The sequence below is a fragment of the Nocardioides stalactiti genome (assembly GCF_014180715.1).
In the GTDB taxonomy this organism is placed as follows: Bacteria; Actinomycetota; Actinomycetes; order Propionibacteriales; family Nocardioidaceae; genus Nocardioides; species Nocardioides stalactiti.
Window position 1 is genome coordinate 1 of sequence record NZ_JACEFC010000205.1, and the last position, 3,575, is coordinate 3,575.

3 protein-coding genes are annotated in these 3,575 nt (G+C 71.0%); all 3 read left to right on the forward strand.

Annotation, left to right across the window (positions count from 1 at the left end; all coding sequences use genetic code 11):
- Window positions 1–2,257 (forward strand): M4 family metallopeptidase (locus H0487_RS22165; protein WP_183096371.1); only part of this gene is annotated, 2,257 nt, incomplete at its 5' end.
- 106 nt (window positions 2,258–2,363) lie between these two features.
- The gene (locus tag H0487_RS22170; protein WP_183096372.1) at window positions 2,364–2,924 is read left to right on the forward strand and encodes a hypothetical protein; all 561 of its coding nucleotides are present in this window, start codon (window positions 2,364–2,366) and stop codon (window positions 2,922–2,924) included.
- A 17-nt stretch (window positions 2,925–2,941) separates the two neighbouring features.
- A complete protein-coding gene (locus H0487_RS22175; protein ID WP_183096373.1) occupies window positions 2,942–3,364 on the forward strand; it encodes a hypothetical protein in 423 nt (140 codons plus the stop codon).
- The last annotated feature ends 211 nt before the right edge of the window (window positions 3,365–3,575 follow it).

The following is a 3,575-nucleotide window of genomic DNA, read 5'->3' on the forward strand; positions in this document are numbered from 1 at the left end:
CACCAAGGGCCCGACCTCGGTCACCGATCCCGGGCGGCCGCCGCACCCCGACCGTGACGACCGCGCGGAGGCAGCCTCCCGCGAGGTCGTCGCCGCGAGGGCACCCCAGCTGTTCCTCGGCCGCCACGACCGGGTGCGCGCACAGCAGACGCTGCGCTCGGGTCACCTGCGGTTCGTCCCCTACGAGCGGACCCACCGCGGGCTGCGGGTCGTCGGCGGTGACTTCGTGGTCGTCGTCGACGGCGACGACGTCGTGTACACCAGCGTCGCGCAGACCGCGCAGGTCCGGCTCCCCGACGTCGAGCCGTCCGTGTCGGCGACCGATGCCCGCGCCACGGCGAGCGGCCGGCTGACCCGGTCCCGAGCGGGCCGCAGCGAGCTGGTCGTGCTCCAGCGGGGCGCCCGCTCCGACCTGGCCTGGGCGACCTCGGTCACCGGCCGTCGGGCCGGTCAGCCGTCGCGGCTGGAGGTGTACGTCGACGCCGAGAGCGGTGCCGTCCTGAGGAGCGACGAGGCCGTCAGCAGCGGCGAGGGCAACGGCGGCTGGAACGGTCCCAACCCGCTCCCGATCGTCACCCGCAAGGTCGGCACGACGTACCAGATGACCATGGGCAGCGCGCCCACGATGACGTGCCAGGACTTCGCGACCCGGACGACCCTCACCGGACCCGACGACGTGTGGGGCGACGGGAACCCCGCGACCGTGGAGACCGGCTGCGTCGACGCCCTGTACGGCGCTCAGCAGATGAAGTCGATGATGAGCACCTGGCTGGGTCGGCAGGGGATGAACGGCAACGGCGGCTGGCTCCCGATCAGGGTCGGGCTCGACGAGCAGAACGCTTTCTACTACGGCACCCACGTCGAGTTCGGGCGCAATCCCTCCGGCCAGTGGGTGACCTCGCTCGACATCACCGGCCACGAGTTCGGGCACGGCGTGGACGACCAGACCCCGGGCGGGTTGTCCCGCGGCAACACCTCGGAGTTCATCGCCGACACGTTCGGCACCGCCACGGAGTGGTGGGACAACCAGGCCTCGCCCCACGACGTGCGCGACTTCCTCATCGGGGAGGAGGTCGCGCTCGCGGGGACCGGTGACGGGACCGCCGAGATCCGGAACATGGCGAACCCCTCGTTGGAGGGCGACCCGAACTGCTACACCGCAGCGATCGACTCGCACAGCCACAACCTGGTGCACACCGACTCCGGGCCGGGCGACCACTGGTTCTATCTCGCCTCCCAGGGCAGCCAGCCCGCCAGCGGCCCGGTGAGCCCAGTCTGCTCGGGCCCGCGGGTGTTCGGCATCGGCATCGCCAAGGTCATGAAGGTCCTGTACACCGCGATGCTGATGAAGACCTCGGCCTCGAGCTACCAGAAGTACCGGCTCTGGACGCTGGTCGCCGCACGGCACCTGTACGGGCAGTCGACCTGCACCGAGTTCAACCGGGTGAAGGCTGCGTGGAACGCCGTCTCGGTGCCGGCCCAGGCAGGGGAGGGGACCTGCACCGTCGGTGAGGCGTCGGTGCGCGTCACCAACGCGATCCACCGGAAGGCGACCGCAGGGACGACGATCACCCCCTTCACCATGACGGCCGCCGGCGGCACCACGCCGTACACCTGGTCGGCGACCGGGCTGCCCGCCGGCCTCGGCATCAACGCGGCCACCGGGCAGGTGTCCGGAAGCCTCGCCACCTACACGGGCGGCAGCTGGACCGTCGCGGTGACCGCGACGGACGACGTGGGCCGGCTGGGGCGTGGCTGGTTCACCTTCCAGGTCAGCAACGCGACGTCCAACGCGTGCTCGAACCAACGGGTCGGCAACGCCGGCTTCGAGTACCCCACGCCCGCACCGTGGGTGATGGAGGGCGGGTCGCAGGAGACGAACCCGTCGCTGGCGCACACGGGCAACAAGTTCGCCTGGATCGGCGGGTGGGGGGCCAGCGCCCCCTACACGGAGACGATGCGCCAGTCGGTGCGGGTGCCTGCCGGCTGCAAGGCGACGCTGAGCTTCTGGGTGAAGTCGCACACCGCAGAAGGCATGAGCAGTCCCTTCGACTACCTGGAGGTGCGGGCCGGCTCGACCCTCGTCCACACGCAGAGCAACGTCGACGCCACGGCGACCTGGGTGAAGCACACCTACGTGCTGCCGGCCTCGCTGTCGGGCAAGACCTTCGACCTGACGTTCACCAGCGTCGAGGACTCGTCGAACTGGACCAATTTCCACGTCGACGACGTGGGCCTGAACCTCAGCACCCCCTAGACGTCTCGGGACAGTGCCAGGGGCCGCGCATCACCCCACAGATGGGCGGCCCCTGAGCCACGTGCTCGCACAGCTCCTGACCTCCGGATCGGAACCGATGCGGCTGATGGTGCGTCTGACCCCCATGAACACGCGGATGCTCTCCCTCACGGTCCTCCTCCCGGCGATGCTCGTCGTCCTCACCGCGTGCGGCGACGATGACGACGGTGGCGCGAAGGGCGTCGACCAGCCGGCTGTCGCCGGGCCGGCGTTCGAGCTGACCGAGGACCTCGGGTGCGGGTTCGGCTTCGCCCGCGCCGATGCTGCGGGGGAGACCCTGCTGACCCTCTTCCACCAGTCCGACGCCTCCCCGATCCCCCGCTCCGTCGACCTGCCGGCCGCCGGCTGGGAGGCGCAGCTGACGGTCGGGACGAATCTCACGGCGAACTGGTGCAACGACGTCATCGAGGAGCCCCAGGCCGAGGTCGAGGAGACCTGGGAGGTCGTCGAGGGCACGCTCACCTTCGCCGACGAGGTGCCCCCGGCGGACTGGGACGAGGCGCAGACCACCGAGCAGCCGGTCGAGGCCGAGCTGAGGGGCGTCGTGGTCGAGAGCCCGGACGGGGAGCGCGTCGAGCTGGGCGACATCCCGCTGTCCAACAGCTCCTGGGGATTCCTCGCGGGCTGACCGGGCACAATGCCCGGGTGGAGGTCGTCGTCATCGTCGTGGTCGCGCTCGCCGTCGGTCTGGGGGCGGTCGCCGCCCTCCTGTTCGTCCTGCTGCGCGTGCTGAGCAGGGCCTCGGCCGACAAGGGGGAGCAGGTACGACGCGCGTTCCCCGATGCCGTCGCCGGTCCCGAGCTCGGCCAGTACCGAGGCGGCACCGGCGGGTTCCCGCGGACCCGCAACACCAGCTGGATCGTGCTCACTCCCCACGCCCTCGCCGTCCGACCGATCTGGGGGACCGCCATCTCGCTGCCGGTCGCGGACATCACCGGAACCCGGGTCCAGAACAGCTTCAACACCTACCGCAACGGCCAGCCGGTCCTCGTCGTCGAGACGGCGACCGGAGAGCTCGGCCTGACGGTCGCCGACCCCGCCGCCTGGGAGCTCGCCCTCGCCCGCTGACCCATCCGAAAAGGGAGGTTTTCGACTGCGGACCCGGTCCTTAGGGTGAGCGGAACCTCGGAGGGAGGGTCCATGCGTCTGCTCGCGTCGTTCTGCCTTGCTCTCGGTCTCGTGACCTGCGGGCTGGTGAGCGCACTGTCGGCTCCCGGCCCGGCGGCTGCCGTCACCACCCTGGAGCGCCCGCCGAAGGGCGCCAACGACTGGACCTGCC